Source organism: Dactylosporangium salmoneum (assembly GCF_039532525.1).
Classification (GTDB): Bacteria; Actinomycetota; Actinomycetes; order Mycobacteriales; family Micromonosporaceae; genus Dactylosporangium; species Dactylosporangium salmoneum.
Genome location: NZ_BAAARV010000006.1, coordinates 18943 through 33772, shown reverse-complemented (window position 1 = coordinate 33772; position 14830 = coordinate 18943). Strand labels below are relative to the sequence as shown.

The window sequence follows — 14830 nt, the reverse complement described above, 5'->3', positions numbered from 1 at the left end:
GCGCGGGCCGGCTCCGGTCAGGCGGGACGGCCCACGGCAAGCGGGGCGCTGCGGTCAGGCGAGCGTGCAGGTGGCGCCGTTCAGCGTGAAGGCCGTCGGGCGAGGGTTGGCGCCGGAGTAGCTGCCGTTGAAGCCGGCCGTGACGGTGGCGCCCGGGGCGAGCGTGCCGTTGTACGACTCGTTGCGGACGGTCACGGTGGCGGCGGACTGCGACCAGATCGCGGACCAGCCCTGGGTGACCTGCTGGTTGCCCGGGAACGTGAAGGCGAGGGTCCAGCTGCTCAGCGTCGCGGAGCCGGTGTTCTTGATGGTCACGCTGCCGGTGAAGCCGCCGCCCCAGTCGTTCACCGCGTAGGTGACCGCGCAGGACGACGAGGGCGCGGACGGGGTCGTCACCGTGACCGCCGCCGAGGCGGGACCCGCGTTGCCGGCGGCGTCGATGGCCGTCACCGTGTACGTCGTCGTCGAGCCCGGCGTCAGGCCCGTCAGCTGATAGGAGGTCGTCGGGACCGTGGCCACCGGCGTGCCGGACCGGTCGATGCGGTAGGTCGCCGCGGCCGTCCCGCTCGTCGGGGCGGTCCAGGTCAGCGTGGCCGACGTCGACGTCACCGCGGAGACCACCGGGGTGCCGGGCTGGCCGGGGGCGCCCGGCGGGGTCGTGGTGTAGGTGAGGCCGAAGCCGTACGGGAACAGCGAGGGCTTGCCGTCGCCGTCGTTGATCGGCTCCTGCGAGGCGCTCTGCATCCACGTCACGGGCAGCTTGCCGGTCGGGGCGTAGTCGCCGAAGAGGACGTCGGCGACGCCGGAGCCCTCGGTGCCGGGCAGCCAGGCGGCGAGCAGGGCGCTCCAGTCGGGCAGCTGGGCGGCGATGTCCAGGGGGCGGCCGGAGACCAGGACCACGACGACGGGGACGCCGGAGGCCTTCAGGGTGGACAGGGTCTGCAGGTCGGTGGCGTCGAGGCCGAGCGAGCCGGGCCGGTCGCCCTGGCCCTCCGCGTAGGGCGTCTCCCCCACCACGGCGACGGCCACGCCGTAGGAGCGGTCGATGCCGGAGCCGCTCGCGTTGTACGTCACCGTGGCCCCCGGCGCCGCGGCCCGGATGCCCTGCAGGATCGTCGTGCCCGGGGTGGTGTTGCCCGCGGCGCCCTGCCAGCTCACGGTCCAGCCGCCGCTCTGCAGCCCGATGTCGTCGGCGCTCTTGCCGGCCACGAAGATGCGCCCGGACTTGGCCAGGGGCAGCACCCCGGTGTTCTTCAGCAGCACCTGGGACTCGCGCACCGCCTGGCGGGCCACCTGCCGGTGGGCGGCGTTGCCGACGGTGCCGGTGAGCGTCCGGTCGGCGAAGGGGCGCTCGAACAGCCCGTACTCGAACTTCTTGGTCAGGATGCGGCGCACCGCGTCGTCGATGCGGGCCTGGGTCACCCGGCCGGCCTGGACCTCGCCGCGCAGCGTGGTGATGAACGACTTCCACGCGGTCGGGACCATCACCATGTCGATGCCGGCGTTGACCGCGCGGCGCACCTCGGAGGCGGTGAAGCCCTCGCCGCCCTCGATCTGGTCGATGCCGTTCCAGTCGGAGACGACGAACCCGGTGAAGCCGAGCTCGCCCTTGAGCACGCCGTTGATGAGGTAGTCGTTGCCGTGCATCTTCTGCCCGTTCCAGGACGAGAAGGAGATCATCACGGAGGCGACGTTGCGCCGGATCGCCTCCTGGAACGGCGGCAGGTGGATGGCCCGCAGGTCGGCCTCGGAGATCTGGGTGTCGCCCTGGTCGACGCCGCCGGTGGTGCCGCCGTCGCCGACGTAGTGCTTCGCCGTGGCCAGCACGCCGCCGCCCTGGTAGCCGTCGATGATGGTGGCCATCGACACGGGCAGCTCGGGCTTCTCGCCGAACGACTCGTAGGTGCGGCCCCACCGGTCGTTGCGGGCCACGCACAGGCAGGGCGAGAACGTCCACTGCACCCCGGTGCCGCGCACCTCGTCGGCGGTGACCCGGCCGACCTGCTGGGCCAGGGCCGGGTCGCGGGTCGCGCCGAGGCCGATGTTGTGCGGGAAGATGGTCGCGCCGACCACGTTGTTGTGCCCGTGGACGGCGTCGCTGCCGTACAGCAACGGGATTTTCAGCGGCGTCGCCAGGGCTCCGCGCTGCAGCCCGTCGGTCATGTCGGCCCAGGCCGCGGCGGTGTTCGGCGAGGGGGCGGAGCCGCCGCCGGAGAGGATCGAACCCAGCCGGTACTGCGTCACGTCGGCCGCGCTCGCCGACCCGCGCTCGGCCTGCGTCATCTGCCCGAGCTTCTCGTCCAGGCTCATGCGCGACATGAGGTCGGCGACCCGCTGCGGGACGGGCAGGCTGGGGTCGAGGTAGGGCTCGGCGGCCGCCGCCGGCCGGGCGCCGGAGAGTGTGGCGGCGGCGAGGACGGCGATGGTGACGAGGAGGCGGCGCATGCTGCAGACGGTAGGGCGGGGGTATGACAGTTTTCCGCCGGCCGCCGCGGACCGGCGCGCGGGCCCAGGTCAGGCCGGTGTGGGCGGTGTAACGTTCACACGCGCCCAGTTACGGACGGCCTGCAGCAGTCCTTCGAAGGACGGAATCGTATTCCAGCTACGCAGATTTGCGTACGTCCGAGCCTCTGCGCGGTTGACGCCGGGCTCGGGCCCTACTGCGGATGATCGAGGAATGCAGAGACTGCTCCTGATCGTCGCGATCGTTTTCGGTCTGGTGCTCGCGTACCCGTACCTGGGTCTCGACGCCGCCAGCAGCCGCATCGACGTGCACGGCGGCCTGCAGTACTCCGTGCTGGTGGCGCACGTCTTCACGGCCACGGTGGCGCTCGTGCTCGGCCCGCTGCAGTTCGCGCCGAAGGTGCGGGCGCGCCGGCGGCTCCACCGCGCGCTCGGCCGGACCTACCTCCTCGCCGGGGTGCTGCCGTCAGCGCTTGCCGCGGTCCCGGTCGCGATGTGGTCCGGACACCTCCTCACGCAGGTCGGCCTGACCACCGCGGCCGCCCTGTGGCTGGTCACGGGCGGCCTCGCGTACCGGGCGGCCCGCCGGCGCGACTTCGCCGCCCACCGGGCGTGGATGATGCGCAACTACGCGCTGACGTTCCTCGCCGTCACCGCGCGCGTCCTCGTCCCCGTGCTCCTGCTGGCCCAGATCCCGTTCGGTGGCGCCGAACCGGGATCGATCGGCGAACGCGCACCCGGGATGATCCCGATCGGTCAGACGCTCGGCTGGATCATCAACCTGATCGTGGCCGAGCGGCTCATCCGACGCCGGCCCGTGGTGATCTAGGCGGGCAGCTCGGCGCCGTGGCCGGTGATCAGGCGGGCACCTCGGCGCCGTGGCCGGTGATCAGGCGGGCACCTCGGCGCCGTGGCCGGTGATCAGGCGGGCAGCTCGGCGCCGTGGCCGGTGATCAGGCGGGCACCTCGGCGCCGTGGCCCAGGTCGCGCAGCGCCGCGCGGATGCGGTCGCCGGCGTCGTCCAGCGCGGCCGGGTCGGGGTTGTGGTCGGCGCGGCCGAAGTCGAAGTCCTCCATGCCCCAGGTCGGGAAGACGTGCAGGTGCATGTGCGGTACCTCGAAACCGGCCACGATCAGGCCGACCCTCGGCGCGTCCCAGACCCGCTGGACGGCCCGCCCGACGTGCTGCGCCACGGCCGTGCACCGCGCGAACAGCCCGTCCCCGGCCGCGGTCCACTGGTCGATCTCCCGCCGCGGTACCACGAGTGCGTGCCCCGGCCGCAGCGGCGCGATGCTCAGGAAGGCCACCACGTCCGGGTCCTGCCACACGAAGCGCCCGGGCAGCTCACCGGCGATGATCTTCGAGAAGACGGTGCTCATGGGGCCCACCCTACGCATCGACGGGGTGATCGTGCTGAAGACTGGGGGCATGAGCGACACCACCCTCCGCGTGGGCCTGGTGGGCTACGGCCTCGCCGGCTCCGCGTTCCACGCGCCGCTGATCAGCTCCACGCCGGGCCTTCGGCTGGCCGCGATCGTCACCGCCGACCCGGGGCGCCGCGCGAGCGCCGCCGAGGCCTACCCGGACGCCCGGCTCGTCGAGCGGGCCGAGCAGCTGTGGGCCGCCCCGGACGAGCTCGACGCGGTCGTCATCGCCTCGCCGAACCGCACCCACGTGCCGCTGGCCCGCGCCGCGCTGGAGGCCGGGCTGCCCGTCGTCGTCGACAAGCCGCTGACCCGCACGGCCGCGGAGGGCGCCGAGCTGGCCGCCCTGGCCGCCGAGCGGGGCCTGCTGCTGACCGTGTACCAGAACCGGCGCTGGGACGGCGACTTCCTCACCGCCCGGAAGCTGGCCGGCAACGGCGACCTCGGCCGCGTGCTGCGCTTCGAGTCGCGCTACGAGCGCTGGCGCCCGGTCCCCAAGGGCGGCTGGCGCGAGAGCGGGGACCCCGATGAGGTGGGCGGCCTGCTGTACGACCTGGGCAGCCACCTGGTGGATCAGGCCCTGCAGCTGCTCGGCCCGGCCACCGAGGTGTACGCCGAGGTCCTCACCCGCCGCGCCGGCCTGACCGTCGACGACGACGTCTTCGTGGCGCTGCGCCACGAGGGCGAGGCCCGCTCGCACCTGTGGATGAGCGCGCTGGCCGCCGCCCCCGGCCCCCGGCTGCGGGTCCTCGGCGACCGGGGTGCCTACGTGAAGTACGGGCTCGACGTCCAGGAGGACGCCCTGCGCGCCGGACGCCGCCCGACGGAGCCCGGCTGGGGCGAGGAGGACCCGGCGCAGTACGGCGTGCTCACGGACTACGACGGCGGGCAGCGCACGGTGCCGACCGAGCCGGGCGCGTACCAGGACTTCTACGCCGGCCTGGCCGCGGCCCTGCGCGACGGCGGCCCCGCCCCGGTGGACCCCGCCGGCCCGATCGCCGCCCTGCGCGTCCTGGAGGCCGCCCGCGAGTCCGCCGAGCGCGGCGAGATCGTCCGCCTGTCCATCTGATCGAGGGCTCGCACGCTTGAGGTCTTAACGTACCAAGCAAGCGCTTGGTACGTTAAGACATGCGATTCGGCATCCTCAGTCCCATCGTCTTCCGCCCGCCCGGACAGTTCAGCGAGTGGGAGACCGGCGCGGACACGCCCGAGCTGGTCCAGGTCGCCGAGGCGGCGGACCGGCTCGGCTACCACCACCTCACCTGCAGCGAGCACGTCGGCGTGCCGGCCAGGATCGCCGCGGGGCGCGGCGGCACCTACTGGGACCCGCTGGCCACCCTGGGCTTCCTCGCGGCGCGCACGACGGGCATCCGGCTGGCCACCCACGTCCTCGTGCTCGGCTACCACCACCCGCTGGAGATCGCGAAGCGCTACGGGACCCTCGACCGGCTCAGCGGCGGCAGGGTGGTCCTCGGACTCGGCGTGGGCAGCCTCAAAGAGGAGTTCGCCCTGCTCGGCGCCGACTTTGACGGCCGCGGCGCCGCCGCCGACGACGCGATCCGGGCGCTTCGCGCCGCCTGGGGACAGCCGCTGCCCGAGTACGAAGGCACCCACTACCGGTTCCGGGACTTCCTCATCGACCCGCACGCGACCCGGCCGCGGGTACCGCTGTGGATCGGCGGGTACACCAACCGCTCGCTGCGACGGGCCGTCGAGCTGGGCGACGCCTGGGTCCCGTTCGGCCTGCCGCCCGAGCAGATCACCGCCATGCTCGCCGCGGTCGACCGGCCGGAGGGCTTCGACGTGATCCTCACGCCGCCGCCGCTGGACCCGATCGCCGACCCGGACGGCGCACGCCACCACGTCGAGCGGCTGCACGCGGCCGGGGCCACGATGATGAACATCGTCCTGCGCCACCGCAGCGCGGAGCACTGCGTCGAACAGCTCACGGCCTTCCGGCGACTCTTCGCCCAGGCGGACTGGTCAACATTCGAGGAGGTACGGCATGCCTGACCATGACCACGCGATCGCCGAGCTGCAGCGCCGGGTGCAGGACCTCGAGGACCGGCTCGCCCTCATGCAGATCCTCGCCACGTACGGCCCCGCCGTGGACAGCGGCTCGGCGGCCCCGACCGCGCGGCTGTGGACCGACGACGGCGTCTACGACACCTTTCCGGCGGTGCTGCACGGCCGTGCGGCGATCGCCGGCATGGTGTCCGGCGAGCTGCACCAGCGGCTGATCCACGCCGGCGCCGCCCACCTGCAGGGCCTGCCGCACCTGGAGGTGGACGGCGACCGGGCCGTCGCCACCGCCTACTCGCAGCTGGTACTTCGCGACGAGGCGACCGACAGCTTCCGGATCTGGCGCACGGGCGTCAACCGCTGGGAGTTCGTCCGCACCGCGCAGGGCTGGCAGGTCACCCACCGGGTCAACCGCCAGCTCAACGGCGACGCCGAGGCCCGGAACCTGCTCGGCGCGGCGGTCGACGAGGGCCGCGCCCAGGACGGCGGTTGACGCGCGTCCGGCAGCCGGCTCGGGAGACCCTCGCACTCGCACTCGACCTGGGCTAAGCCTTCCGGTCCACCAGCGTCTGGGTGCCCAGCACGACGGCCAGGGCGAGGCGGTCGGCGTCCTCGGTGCCGGGCTCGGCCGTGTAGACCGTGATGCGCAGGTCGTCCAGGGCCACGATGAGCGTGTCGCAGTCGAGCGTGATGCGCCCGACGGCCGGGTGGTCGATGACCTTCCGCTTCGACGGGTCCGGGAGCGGGGGCGGGGTGTCGGACTCCCACAGCTCGGTGAAGCGCGGGCAGGCCGCGGCCAGTTCGCCCATCAGCCGGCGCAGCGCGCGGTCGGCTGGGTACCGGGCGGCGGTCAGGCGAAGGTCCGCGACCAGGCGCGCCTCGTGGTCCGCCTGTTCCTCCGGCGTGTGTACCGTGCGGTTGCCGGGCCCCGCGAGGTTGCGCCAGACGGCGTTGCGCTCCAGGCCGCGCCACGAGGTCGTCTCGCCCATGAGGGCGTCGTACGGGGCGTTGGCGAGCACCAGGGTCCAGCTCGCGTCGTACACCACCACAGGTGTGTGGGACAGGCGGTCGAGCAGACGCTGCACGCTCGCAGTGACCCGCGACGGTACGACGTCCAGCCCCGGCGCGGCGTGGCCCGCCAGCCGGAACAGCAGGTCGCGCTCCTGGTCGGACAGGCGCAGGGCGCGCGCCAGGGACTCCACGACCTGGGCCGACGGCGCGGTCGCGCGGCCCTGCTCGAGGCGGGTCAGGTAGTCGGCCGAGATCCCGGCGAGCCCGGCGAGTTCCTCGCGGCGCAGCCCGCTGGCCCGGCGGCGGCGGCCGACCGGCAGGCCGACGGTGTCGGGGGCGACGCGGTCACGCCAGCGGCGCACGGCCCGCCCGAACTCCCACGACTCCATGCCACCCAGTCTGCGCGCGGTCCGCGGCCGTTGTCCTGGCCCTGTCATTCCTACGAAAACCCGACGACTGCCTGGCGACTGCGCGGTACCGCAGGCTCGAAACCATGACAACCACGCTGATCACCGGGGCCAACCGAGGCCTCGGCAAGGAAACGGCCCGGCAACTGATCGCCCTGGGGCACATCGTGTACGTCGGCGCCCGCGACGAGTCCAACGGCCCCGCGGCCGCGGAGGAGCTCGGCGCCCGGTTCGTGCGGCTCGACGTCACCGACGACGCCTCCGTCGCCGCGGCCATCGCGCGGATCGACGCCGACGGCGGCCTCGACGTGCTCGTCAACAACGCCGGCATCGCCAAGCTCGGGCTCAACGGCCCGGAGGCGCTCGAGGTCTTCGACACCAACGCCGTCTCGGTCGTGCGCGTCACGGAGGCGGCGCTGCCGCTGCTGCGGCGCTCGGCCAACCCGGTCGTCGTCAACGTCTCCAGCGCGCTCGGCTCCTTCGCGGCCAACCACGACCCGGCCCGCCCGGCGTCGAAGGTCGCCGCGATCGTCTACGGCGCCAGCAAGGCCGCGGTGTCGATGCTGACCGTGCAGTACGCCAGGGCGGTCCCCGAGGTGAAGTTCAACGCGGTCGAGCCGGGCTACACCAACACGGGCCTCGGCGGCGTGGACAACAGCCACGGCCGCCCGGTCGAGGTGAGCGCGCGGACCGTCGTGCGCGTGGCCACCATCGGCCCAGACGGCCCGACCGGCACGTTCCAGGAGGACGACGCGGAGCTGGGCTGGTGACGGCGCCTGGGAACGCCTCAACCAATCACTTTCACGTCATGGTGTAGGAAATTGATATCGTTCTACCCTTTCCCGCACCCTCTGCCATTCCGGTATTGATCGGTTTGCATTGCGCGGGAATGCGCCGCATGAACGATCAGGCGTGAGTGCGCCGTCCTCCCGCGGCCGGCGCTCGTCACGGAGGGAGCGGGCATTGCGGCCCAGCATGCACCGACGTGTACCTCTCGTCGCCGGGTTGTCGGCGACGGTCCTGATCCTCGGCGGGCTGCCCGCCGGCGCGGCGCCGCCGGGATCGCCCCGGCCCGTGCACGCCGGGGACCGGGCGGCCACCGCGCATCGCCACGGCACCGTGCGCGGCTTCGCGCCGGGCGACGACGACGAAGAGGGCACCAGCGACATCATGGAGCAGGCGGACCAGTGGAACGAGGCCCGCAGCGCTCCCGGCATCGTCGCGCCGGGCGCCTACTCGGCCGCGTGGGCGCAGCTGCAGTCGCTGCCGCGGACCGGCGGCCGCTGGGTCGACGAGACGGGCCTGCCGTACAACTCGGACGACCCGCGGTACCGCGACATCAACTCCAACTCGTCGGGCGGCGCCGGCAACGTCACCGGCCGGGTCGTGGGCATGGCCGCCGACGACCGCGGCTACGTGTACGCCGGCTCGGCCAACGGCGGCGTGTGGCGCTCCACCACCGGCGGCGGGCGCTGGCAGCCGATCTCCGACAGGCTGCCCGCGCCGGCCACCGGCGACCTGCGCCTCGACGGGCGCGGCCGGCTGTGGTTCGCCACCGGCGAGGCCAACACCAGCTCGACCAGCTTCGTCGGCACCGGCGTGTACGTGCTCGGCGACCCCCGCCACGGCGAGTTCTCCCCGTCGGACCGGGTCGGCGGCACGGAGCTGGAGAACACCACGATCCGGGCGCTGCGCTTCGGCGGCGACACCGTGTGGGCGGCCACCAGCCGCGGCGTGTGGACGCACTCCACCACCAACCTCGCGGGGCCGTGGCACCTGGAGTTCGCGCCCAACCCGACGTTCCTGCCGGGCGGCGCGGACGCCGGCGACGAGGACGCCCCGTACAAGAACATCACCAACGACGTCGCCATCGACCCGCGCGACCCGTCGAAGGTGGTGCTCGCCGTCGGCTGGCGCAGCGGCGACGACTACAACGGCTTCTACACCAAGGTCGGCGGCGCCTGGCAGAAGATCACGCTCGCCGGCGACATCGCCAGCGACCCCGACAACGTCGGCGCGGTCACGTTCGGCCGCTCCGCCGACGGCTCGAAGTACTACGCCATCGAGCAGTCCCCGGAAATGCTGGCCACGAACGGCGACAGCAACCTGTACGGCGTCTTCGTCTCCGACACCGGCTCGCCGTTCGGCCCGTGGCGACTGGCCGCCGACTACCACAAGCTGGCCGCGTCCGGCTCGGCGAACACCGCGCCCGGCTACATGCCCGGCATCCAGGCCTGGTACAACCAGTTCCTCCAGGTCGACCCGAAGGACCCGCGGCACCTGTACATCGGGCTCGAGGAGGTCTTCGAGACCAAGGACGCCGGGGCCACGTGGACGACGCCGGGCCCGTACTGGAACTTCAACTTCCCGTGCTGGAGCATCGACCCGTCGAAGCAGACCGGTGACTGCCACCAGACCGTGCACGCCGACCAGCACGCCGCCGCCATCGGCAGCAACGGCGGCAAGCCGTACCTGATCGTCGGCGACGACGGCGGCATCTACCGGCGGCCGGTCAACGGCAAGGCCGACGCGTCCGGCCACGCCACCGACTGGGCGTCGCTCAACGACGGCAGCATGGACGTGCTGCAGTACTACTCGGTGGGCGTCGGCGCCGACCGGCAGGGCCGCACCGCCGGCCTGGCCATCAGCGGCGGCCTGCAGGACAACGGCCAGTCGATCCTGCGCCCGGGCGACCGGGTGATGGGCTCCAACTTCGGCGGCGACGGCGGCGACACCATCGTCGACCCGGCCAACGGCTGCAACATCGCCGCCGAGTACGTGTACCTCGCCCTGTCCGTCACCAACAACTGCGCCGTCAACGACGGCTCCTGGATGACCGACCCGAGCAAGGTCTCCAGCCGCAACATCGCCCCGCCCGACAACGCCCTCGGCTCGGCCGGCGCCAGGTTCATCGCGCCGATCGCCGCCGACGGCAAGGACTGGGTGGCCGGCGGCACCCACGTGTGGGTCCAGCACCAGGGCTTCGACATCCAGTCGGGCGCCGACTGGGTCAACGTGTTCGACCTCGGCGCGGGCCACGTCGCCACCGGCGTCGCGATCTCCGGCGGCATGGTCTACGCCGGCTGGTGCGGCCCCTGCAACAACCAGGGCTTCACCCGCGGCATCGCGGTCGGCAAGGCCGACGGGACCGGCTGGCACCAGCTGAGCCTGCCGGTCGACGGCGTCGTTCCCAACCGGTACGTCTCCGGCTTCGACGTCGACCCGGCCAACCCGAACCACGTCTTCGTGGCCATGAACGGCTACTCCCGCAAGTGGACCGAGGGCCCGGGCGCTGGCGTCGGCCACGTCTTCGAGTCCCGCGACGCGGGCGCCCACTGGACCGACATCTCCGCGAACCTGCCCGACATCCCGGCCAACGCCGTCAAGGTCATCTGGGGCGGCGGGCTGATCGTCGGCACCGACCTGGGCGTGCTGTACCGGGCGCCGGGCCAGACCGGCTGGAAGGTCCTCGGCCGCAACCTGCCCACGACCACCACGATGGAACTGCGCACCGGCCTGCAGGGCCTCCGCCTGTACGCCGCCACCCACGGCCGCGGCATCCGCTCCTACGACCTGTGGCAGCTTCTGCTCTTCGGCTGACCCGCTACCGGGGGCGCGGAAGTGTCTTCCGCGCCCCCGCCTCTTGCCAAGACCCCAAGCCCGCGCGCATCATTTGAACGTGTTCAAGTACAGAACGGCCGCGACCTGGCTGCTGGCCGGACTGATCGGCTCGGTGCTCCTGCGCGGGCTGCTCTGGCTCGCCACGTTCCTGACCGTGACGCCGCTGCTGGGGCCGGTCGCCTACCTGTCGTCGCCGGCGATCGGCGAGGACGCCGCCTCGGCCCTCTGGATCGCGGACAACTGCGTCTCGCCCCTGCTCGCCCTCGTGACGTTCGCCGTCTGGCGGGGGCTGCGCTCGTACCGCCCGTGGGCCCTGCGCACGGCCCGGGCCCTCGCCTGGTGCTACGTCGCCGCCAACGTGGCGGCCGCCACCACCTGCGCCACGCAGATGTCGCGCCTCCACCTGCTCGCCGTGCCCTGCGCGGTGTACGTCGCGACGCTCCCCGTCGCCTGCATGGTGCTGCGCCGGCTCGCCGCCTACCGCGCCCTGCTCCACCGACCGGCCCCGGTCCGGGTCCTCGCCGGGGCCGCTCAGTAGCGGCGGCGCCGGGACCGCGCGGCGCGGGCATCCGCACGTCCGGCAGCGACCGGACCAGCTCCCGCGCCGCGCGGGACGTCGGATGCGACACCTCCAACGGCTCACGGCCGACCACATCGCGGTACCGCTCGGCGGTGACCAGCTCGGCCCGGTCGCCGAGCTCCGCCGCCCGGTGCCGCAGCGCGGACAGCACGAGGTGCGCCTTCTGCCGGTGGTAGGCCTTACGCCGGAAAACCGCCCTGGAGATCACCATCAGGACCGGCCGGCCGGCGTCGTCGAGGAAGTGCGGCCCCAGCTGGTCCGCGAACAGCCACCGCCGCCTCATGCCTCCGATTGTTCTCCGTTCGGGGACACTGGGTGGCATGGATCAGGGGCAGCCGCGGGTCGGGGTCGGGGTGTTCGTGGTGCGGGACGGGCAGTTCCTCATGGGGCGGCGGCGCGGGGCGCACGGGGCCGGGACGTGGTCCGTGCCGGGCGGGCACCTCGAGTACGGCGAGTCGTTCGAGGATGCCGCGGCCCGGGAGGTCGTCGAGGAGACCGGCCTGGAGGTCGGCGGCCTGCGCGTCGCCGCGGTCACCAACGACGTCTTTGCCGCCGAGGGGCGCCACTACGTGACGGTGTGGATGGTCGGCGAGTGCCCGGACGGGGAGCCGGAGATCCTGGAGCCCGCCAAGTTCGTGGACCAGGGGTGGTTCGGGTTCGAGCACCTTCCCGAGCCGTTGTTCCTTCCCTGGGTACAGCTGCTGAGCTCCCCCTTCCTGACCGACGTGCGGCGGCAGGTGGAGCTCGGCAACTCCGTCACCAGGGGATCGGGCCCTCGTCGCTGAAGTAGCCGCCGGTCGGCCCGTCGTCCGGGAGGGTGGCCAGCTCGACCACGATCGCGGCGCCCTCGTCCGGGGTGCGGGTGCCCGTGTGGTTGTTGCTGTCGGTGGCGCAGTAGCCCGGGGCCGCCGCGTTCACCTTGATTCCCGACGAGCGCAGCTCACTGGCGTACTGCACGGTCAGCGCGTTGAGCGCGGACTTCGACGGCGAGTAGGCGGCCGACTGCGGCAGGCCCGCGAAGGCCGGGCTGCTGCAGATGGTCAGCGAGCCCGCGTGGCTGCTCATGTTCACGATCCGCGGCGCGGGCGAGCGGCGCAGCAGCGGCAGCATGGCGTTGGTCACCGAGATCACGCCGAAGACGTTGGTCTCGAAGACGCGGCGGACCATGTCCACGTCGACGGTGCTCGGCAGCTGGTCCACGGCCTTGACCGGGTCGACCGGGCCGGAACCGGAGATGCCGGCGTTGTTCACGAGCACGTCGAGGTGCCCGTAGCGCTGCTCGACCAGGCCGGCCAGGGCCTCGATCGAGAACGGGTCGGTGACGTCCAAGGTGACCGCGTGGACGTCGCCGTCGATCGCGGCGGCGGCCTCGGCGCCCAGCGCGGGGTTGCGGGCGCCCAGCAGCACGGTCATGCCCAGCGCGGCGAGCCGCGCGGCGGCGGCCCGGCCCAGTCCCTTGTTCGCGCCGGTGACCAGCGCGACCTTCTGCGGTGTGGTGTACTCGGTCATGCCCTTGAAGATGCCGACGCGTCCCTGGCTGTGACGTGATGCAGGCCACCACCCGCGCCTGTCACAGGCGCCCGGCTTCCGGCATCTGAGTGGGTATGACCAACACGGAGTCGTTCGTCGCTCACCGCAACCTGCTCTTCACGGTCGCGTACGAGATGCTCGGCTCGGCCGCCGACGCCGAGGACGTCCTGCAGGAGACGTGGCTGCGGTGGGTGGGCGTGGACCTCGGCACCGTGCAGGACCAGCGGGCGTACCTGGTGCGCATCACCACCCGGCAGGCCCTCATGCGGCTGCGCACCCTGCGCCGGCGCAAGGAGTCCTACGTCGGGCCCTGGCTGCCCGAGCCGCTGCTGACCGCGCCCGACGTGGCGGAGGACGTCGAGCTGGCCGACAGCGTGTCGATGGCCATGTTGCTGGTGCTGGAGACCCTCGGGCCGACCGAGCGGGCCGTGTTCGTGCTGCGCGAGGTGTTCGGCCTGGAGTACGACGAAATCGCCGAGGCCGTCGGCAAGAGCCAGGCGGCGGTCCGCCAGATCGCGCACCGGGCCCGCGACCACGTCGCCGCCCGGCGCCCGCGCGGGACCGTGACCGCCGCACAGACCCGCGCCGCGCTCGCGGCGTTCCAGCGGGCGGTCGAGACCGGCGAGCTGCAGCAGCTGCTCGACATCCTCGCGCCCGACGTGGTCCTCCTCGGCGACGGCGGCGGGGTCGTGAAGGCCGTGCCGGTGCCGATCGAGGGCGCCGCCAAGGTGGCCCGCATCCTGGCCGCCGGGGCGGGCCGGATGGCCGCCGAGGGCATCCTCGAGCCGGTCGAGGTCAACGGCCACCCGGCGCTGGTACTGCGCATCGGCGGCCGGATCGACACGGTCCTCGCGCTGCACGTGGAGGACGGCCGCATCGCCGGCGTCTATGCGGTGCGCAATCCCGAGAAGCTCGCCTTCATCGGCGGCGAGACGGCGCTGAGCCGCTAACGGACGGGCTTGGGCTCCTCGCCCGACTCGGCGCCGGCGATCACGGTGGCGAGCGCGGCGCCCTCGTCGGGCGGGGCGATGCCGCCGGGGTCCGCGGCGGGCTCGTCGGCGTCCTTGGGCGCCGGGCCGACCGCCGCGGCCAGCAGGGCCGAGTTCGGGATGTTGAGCGGCCCGTCGGCGGTCTCCAGCATGGTGTACAGCAGGCCCGCCGAGACGACGACGCCGACGTGCGGGCCGTTGATGGCGCCGGACATGACCCGCACCTGCTGGCCCGGCACGTAGGGGCGGGCGAAGAGCAGTACCAGGCCGGCGAACAGGTTGCCGAGCACCGGCTGCGCCGCCAGGCCGACCACGATGCCGGTGATCGCCCCGCCCACCAGCACCTGGCGCAGCTGGACGCCGAGCAGGTCGCAGACGGCTAGGGCGGTGATCAGGTACCCGGCCAGCAGCACCATGAGCCGCAGCGGCGTGGCGGCCGCGTCGCCGGCTCGGGCCATCGTGACCCGGCGCACCTCGCGGGCCGCGCTGCGGGTGGCGCCCAGCCCGAGCAGCACGGTCAGCAGCGCGCAGCCGTAGGCGACCAGCCGGACGCGGAGGGACTCGGCGTGCACCCCGCCGATGTCGTGGCCGGTGACGAGGGTGGCCAGGGCGAGTGTGCCGAAGACCACGGTCTTGCGGAAGTCGGGCCGCACCCGCAGGTCGATCGCCCGCCACGCGTCCATTGCCGCGGTGTGGTGCTGCTCGCCCACGCGCCGTGCCCGCCAAACCATAGCCGCTCCTCCTTCGTCCGATCCGGCACCGTTCGTGACCATACCCGGGTCC

14 protein-coding genes are annotated in these 14830 nt (G+C 73.2%); 9 read left to right on the top strand and 5 right to left on the bottom strand.

Features of this window, described 5'->3' with window-relative positions:
• Positions 1 to 54 precede the first annotated feature (54 nt).
• Complete coding sequence (locus ABD352_RS05020) at positions 55 to 2445, bottom strand: glycoside hydrolase family 3 N-terminal domain-containing protein (RefSeq protein ID WP_344611013.1); 2391 nt, start codon at positions 2443 to 2445, stop codon at positions 55 to 57.
• Positions 2446 to 2677: 232 nt separating this feature from the next.
• Here ABD352_RS05020 and ABD352_RS05015 point away from each other — a divergent pair, with 232 nt between their 5' ends.
• Complete coding sequence (locus ABD352_RS05015; RefSeq protein WP_344611012.1) at positions 2678 to 3292, top strand: DUF2306 domain-containing protein; 615 nt, start codon at positions 2678 to 2680, stop codon at positions 3290 to 3292.
• A 124-nt stretch (positions 3293 to 3416) separates the two neighbouring features.
• On the opposite strand, the gene ABD352_RS05010 is transcribed toward ABD352_RS05015, so the two are convergent.
• A complete protein-coding gene (locus tag ABD352_RS05010; protein ID WP_344611011.1) occupies positions 3417 to 3842 on the bottom strand; it encodes an HIT family protein in 426 nt (141 codons plus the stop codon).
• 49 nt (positions 3843 to 3891) lie between these two features.
• Between ABD352_RS05010 and ABD352_RS05005 the strand changes: the two genes are divergently transcribed.
• The 3 genes from ABD352_RS05005 to ABD352_RS04995 are packed head-to-tail and all read left to right on the top strand — an operon-like array spanning position 3892 to position 6402.
• A complete protein-coding gene (locus ABD352_RS05005; RefSeq protein WP_344611010.1) occupies positions 3892 to 4956 on the top strand; it encodes a Gfo/Idh/MocA family oxidoreductase in 1065 nt (354 codons plus the stop codon).
• 59 nt (positions 4957 to 5015) lie between these two features.
• On the top strand, positions 5016 to 5900 hold the full coding sequence (locus ABD352_RS05000) for an LLM class F420-dependent oxidoreductase (RefSeq protein WP_344611009.1): 885 nt from the start codon (positions 5016 to 5018) through the stop codon (positions 5898 to 5900).
• Entirely contained in the window at positions 5893 to 6402 is a 510-nt protein-coding gene (locus ABD352_RS04995; protein ID WP_344611008.1) for a nuclear transport factor 2 family protein, read from the top strand. The genes ABD352_RS05000 and ABD352_RS04995 overlap by 8 nt, the downstream gene beginning before the upstream one ends.
• A gap of 52 nt (positions 6403 to 6454) precedes the next feature.
• Here ABD352_RS04995 and ABD352_RS04990 read toward each other — a convergent pair whose 3' ends face one another.
• On the bottom strand, positions 6455 to 7309 hold the full coding sequence (locus ABD352_RS04990; RefSeq protein WP_344611007.1) for a helix-turn-helix transcriptional regulator: 855 nt from the start codon (positions 7307 to 7309) through the stop codon (positions 6455 to 6457).
• Between the two features lie 104 nt (positions 7310 to 7413).
• Between ABD352_RS04990 and ABD352_RS04985 the strand changes: the two genes are divergently transcribed.
• The 4 genes from ABD352_RS04985 (at position 7414) to ABD352_RS04970 (ending at position 12313) form a co-directional block, all read left to right on the top strand.
• Positions 7414 to 8097, top strand: coding sequence for an SDR family NAD(P)-dependent oxidoreductase (locus ABD352_RS04985; protein WP_344611006.1), 684 nt, complete (start codon positions 7414 to 7416; stop codon positions 8095 to 8097).
• Between the two features lie 235 nt (positions 8098 to 8332).
• The gene (locus ABD352_RS04980) at positions 8333 to 10927 is read left to right on the top strand and encodes a beta propeller repeat protein (protein ID WP_344611005.1); all 2595 of its coding nucleotides are present in this window, start codon (positions 8333 to 8335) and stop codon (positions 10925 to 10927) included.
• Positions 10928 to 11006: 79 nt separating this feature from the next.
• Entirely contained in the window at positions 11007 to 11486 is a 480-nt protein-coding gene (locus tag ABD352_RS04975) for a hypothetical protein (protein WP_344611004.1), read from the top strand.
• Positions 11487 to 11848: 362 nt separating this feature from the next.
• Positions 11849 to 12313: a nucleotide triphosphate diphosphatase NUDT15 gene (locus ABD352_RS04970; RefSeq protein WP_344611003.1), complete on the top strand. Its 465-nt coding sequence runs from the start codon at positions 11849 to 11851 to the stop codon at positions 12311 to 12313.
• On the opposite strand, the gene ABD352_RS04965 is transcribed toward ABD352_RS04970, so the two are convergent.
• Entirely contained in the window at positions 12285 to 13037 is a 753-nt protein-coding gene (locus tag ABD352_RS04965) for an SDR family NAD(P)-dependent oxidoreductase (protein WP_344611002.1), read from the bottom strand. The genes ABD352_RS04970 and ABD352_RS04965 overlap by 29 nt on opposite strands.
• A gap of 95 nt (positions 13038 to 13132) precedes the next feature.
• Between ABD352_RS04965 and ABD352_RS04960 the strand changes: the two genes are divergently transcribed.
• Positions 13133 to 14008: an RNA polymerase sigma-70 factor gene (locus ABD352_RS04960; protein WP_344611001.1), complete on the top strand. Its 876-nt coding sequence runs from the start codon at positions 13133 to 13135 to the stop codon at positions 14006 to 14008.
• Here ABD352_RS04960 and ABD352_RS04955 read toward each other — a convergent pair.
• A complete protein-coding gene (locus tag ABD352_RS04955) occupies positions 14005 to 14778 on the bottom strand; it encodes a mechanosensitive ion channel family protein (RefSeq protein WP_344611000.1) in 774 nt (257 codons plus the stop codon). The genes ABD352_RS04960 and ABD352_RS04955 overlap by 4 nt on opposite strands.
• Positions 14779 to 14830 lie beyond the last annotated feature (52 nt).

Coding starts and splice junctions, on each gene's coding strand:
- ABD352_RS04970 (WP_344611003.1), top strand. CDS start 11,849: ATGGATCAGGGGCAGCCGCGGGTCGGGGTCGGGGTGTTCGTGGTGCGG.
- ABD352_RS04965 (WP_344611002.1), bottom strand. CDS start 13,037: ATGACCGAGTACACCACACCGCAGAAGGTCGCGCTGGTCACCGGCGCG.
- ABD352_RS04990 (WP_344611007.1), bottom strand. CDS start 7,309: ATGGAGTCGTGGGAGTTCGGGCGGGCCGTGCGCCGCTGGCGTGACCGC.
- ABD352_RS04960 (WP_344611001.1), top strand. CDS start 13,133: ATGACCAACACGGAGTCGTTCGTCGCTCACCGCAACCTGCTCTTCACG.
- ABD352_RS05010 (WP_344611011.1), bottom strand. CDS start 3,842: ATGAGCACCGTCTTCTCGAAGATCATCGCCGGTGAGCTGCCCGGGCGC.
- ABD352_RS05015 (WP_344611012.1), top strand. CDS start 2,678: ATGCAGAGACTGCTCCTGATCGTCGCGATCGTTTTCGGTCTGGTGCTC.
- ABD352_RS05020 (WP_344611013.1), bottom strand. CDS start 2,445: ATGCGCCGCCTCCTCGTCACCATCGCCGTCCTCGCCGCCGCCACACTC.
- ABD352_RS04985 (WP_344611006.1), top strand. CDS start 7,414: ATGACAACCACGCTGATCACCGGGGCCAACCGAGGCCTCGGCAAGGAA.
- ABD352_RS04995 (WP_344611008.1), top strand. CDS start 5,893: ATGCCTGACCATGACCACGCGATCGCCGAGCTGCAGCGCCGGGTGCAG.
- ABD352_RS04955 (WP_344611000.1), bottom strand. CDS start 14,778: ATGGTTTGGCGGGCACGGCGCGTGGGCGAGCAGCACCACACCGCGGCA.
- ABD352_RS05005 (WP_344611010.1), top strand. CDS start 3,892: ATGAGCGACACCACCCTCCGCGTGGGCCTGGTGGGCTACGGCCTCGCC.
- ABD352_RS05000 (WP_344611009.1), top strand. CDS start 5,016: ATGCGATTCGGCATCCTCAGTCCCATCGTCTTCCGCCCGCCCGGACAG.